This window comes from Massilimicrobiota sp. An134 (genome assembly GCF_002160815.1).
GTDB classification, from domain to species: Bacteria; Bacillota_I; Bacilli_A; order Erysipelotrichales; family Coprobacillaceae; genus Allocoprobacillus; species Allocoprobacillus merdigallinarum.
In genome coordinates this window covers 1-3,070 of record NZ_NFLH01000067.1, presented here as the reverse complement: position 1 = coordinate 3,070, position 3,070 = coordinate 1, and the positions used below count along the sequence as shown (strand labels likewise).

At 34.0% G+C, this 3,070-nt stretch carries 3 protein-coding genes; all 3 read right to left on the bottom strand.

Going from position 1 to position 3,070, the window contains the following annotated elements:
- Window positions 1-255 (bottom strand): hypothetical protein (locus B5E79_RS13750; RefSeq protein WP_206393229.1); only part of this gene is annotated, 255 nt, incomplete at its 3' end.
- Window positions 256-476: 221 nt separating this feature from the next.
- A complete protein-coding gene (locus B5E79_RS13150) occupies window positions 477-1,208 on the bottom strand; it encodes an ATP-binding protein (protein WP_087243929.1) in 732 nt (243 codons plus the stop codon).
- Window positions 1,205-2,758, bottom strand: a complete 1,554-nt coding sequence (istA, locus tag B5E79_RS13145) for an IS21 family transposase (protein WP_241147503.1) — start codon at window positions 2,756-2,758, stop codon at window positions 1,205-1,207. The genes B5E79_RS13150 and istA overlap by 4 nt, the downstream gene beginning before the upstream one ends.
- Window positions 2,759-3,070 lie beyond the last annotated feature (312 nt).

The following is a 3,070-nucleotide window of genomic DNA, read 5'->3' as shown; positions in this document are numbered from 1 at the left end:
GAAGCGATAGCTTGGTGGTGAAATCATGACTCGTCCCCATCGTTGGTAGTGCCTGTTTGGGCGAACAGGCACTTTTATTTTGTCTAGCATCTTCTCTATCTGTTCTATCTTCTTTTTTAACTGTCTTTTTTTACCATTGATCATTGAAAGCAGAATGTTGACATCATGTATGATTTCATGTAGCTGTACTATGTTGACAACATACTGTCTATTTGACTCTTTCATTTCAAGTGAACGGTTCAACTCTTTTCTCATGATTCCTGCAATATTATGAAACAGTACCTTTGCATATATATCATTTCGTGCAACATCACCATCACTGCTTATATGCCTTTCTATCTCCTGGTGATTATTCGCATGTAAAAGCACTGGTAGTCGCAGACATCTGCACCACCTCAATCGCATAAAGTGCACCACTTATATTTATACACAATTATAGTCAATCATGTCCAAACATGATTGACCTTTTTAAAAAATTATTTTTTGATTCTAAAGTTTTCATTACCCATATACACATCTATTCTATTATGAATGATTCTATCAAGCAATGCCTCTGTTAATGTCGATTTATGCAATTTATCATACCAGTCTCCTGATGGATACTGACTGCAGAAAATTGTTGAACATTTATCATGTCTTACCTCCATAAGCTCAGATATAAACTGTTTTTCTTTATCAGTCATTTCATACATTAACCATTCATCTAATACAAGCAGATCGTATTTTGCGTATTTCTTAACTACTTGTGATAGACTTTTACCCATATTCCTCAGTTCATTATACTTTTCTAATAGCTCAGGCATTCTAATGTAAAATATTTTATATTTTTGTTTTGCCGCTTCATTTGCTAATGCACATGAGAGCCATGTTTTCCCTGTACCACATGGTCCATGAATAATGATGTTGGTTTTTAATGTAATATAATTACATGTAGCCAGTGAGCTAATCAGCTGATGTGTAATGCTTCGATTGTCAGTATAGTGAATATCTCTTAGATCTGCATCTACATAGCGTAATTTAGCCGATTTCTTTAATCTTCTTACCGTTTCGTTATATCTTTGCTGATAAACAAAGTCGATGACCATATTTATTTTTTCATCAAATGTCAAAGTAATATAAGCAGGATTTGTTTCAATCAATTTAATGGCATCTACAACATCTATAATCCCAATTTCTGATGCTTTTCTTACAGTTTCATTATCTATCATTTTGATTTGCCTCCGTAGAACTCTGCACCTCTCAGGTGTCCTGTCGTTTTTCTTTCTTCAGATGCATTTCCTTGTTTTCCTAGTTTATCTTGATTGTTAGATAGAATGGCATTAAGATGTTTATATCTAGGTGATGGATATTTACTTAAAGCTATCTGGCAGGATAATTCAAGTCTTTCATTTGAATATTTATCACTTAGATGTAATACGCTCATTGCAGGGTTATAACCCTGTTCCTTAACTTTACATCTTTCAAATATAATCTCTACAACCTTTCTTGTGTAGGGTCCGATTTTGCTCGCCCATTTTTTTATACGCACATCATCCCACTCACTTACTTTCACTGATTCAGGCATATCCTGTTCATAGGTAGAATATTTATTCTTTATATAGGCAGGAAACAGCTTGTGGATGTTGATTCGCTTGTTTTGATAATAGATAGTCAATGTTGTTTCTGACACTTTTAGATCAACGGATTTGCCTACATATTCATAAGGAACTGAATACCAGTTTTTTTGATAGGTGATATGGCAATTGACTTGTACTTTTCTGGAATAAAACCAATGACATACTTCAAAAGGTATTTCAGGAAGTGGTTTAAGTGCCTGCTTTTCAACAGCTTCAAATATTTCTTTTCTGCTTCCATCTCTTTTCTGGAATGGAGTAGTATTAAACTCATCAAGCTTTTCTCTTACTGCTTGATAAAGTTCTTCGAATGAATGAAACTCTACATTTCTTAATGATGCAATAATGGTTGTAGCTATTTTGCCAATGGTACCTTCGACACTCGCTTTCTGCTTAGGTTTTCTGACTTGTGCAGGCATAATAGCTGTCATATAATGATTTCCAAAATCAGAATACATATCTGTGAGAATGATTTCTCCTTCTTTAGGATGACTGACAACACCTGTTTTAAGATTGTCACATACAATTCTAACTGTTGAACCACCGAAGTATTCAAACATATGTTTATTACAGTTAATCCATGTATTCATTTTCATATCCTTGGTAGGTTCCACATAAGAATATTGAGAAAATGGTAAAGTTGCGACAAACAGATAAACTTTAACCAATTCACCAGTAGAAGGAACCATGTAATGCATTGTAGGCCCGGACCAATCAATTTCTGTACGAATCCCGGGTTTGTGTTCAATGTGGTTGGTATAGTTGTGTCTTTCGACATGTTGAGCATAACCTCTACAATATTTTGAGTAACTTACTGGATATTTACCATCCTTAGCACTCAAGCAATATTCTTTCCATAATAGTTTTAAGTTAACACCAGGCTTAGACAATTCTTTATGAACATAGTCATAATCCACTGCTAAATAAATGTTTTCAGATTCGTACATTTCAGGGAAAAATAATTTACCCAGCTCATCATCTGAGTACTGATCAATAGTACTGATATCAAATTGAAGCACCTCCATTCTATGTTTTGTTTTGGATGAGGTATGTTTACTAATATGATATTGTTTGGATATCATATTGAGGGATATGCCTCGATCAATCAATTGTAAACATAGTCTCAAATTGAATTTTACAGCCATAATAAAAGCTCCTTTCATATAATATTAGAGACAAAGTCTCCAACATTATAATAATATAAAAAAGACCACCTATAATATAAAAGGTGGTGCAGTTGCGTATATTCAATAATATCATCTCAGTGGTGTAGTTGTTGAAATTGGTGGTGCACTTTATGCTATTGATGGTGCAGTTCATTGCAAATAATCACCTGGTCTGTTTTGAGTGTCTTGTATGAAACTTCGATATCCCATCTATATGTATATAGCTCAATGATTTCCTGAGCAGAGAATTCCTCTCCTAGGTTGGTAAAGAAAATAAGCTCTTTCTGACAC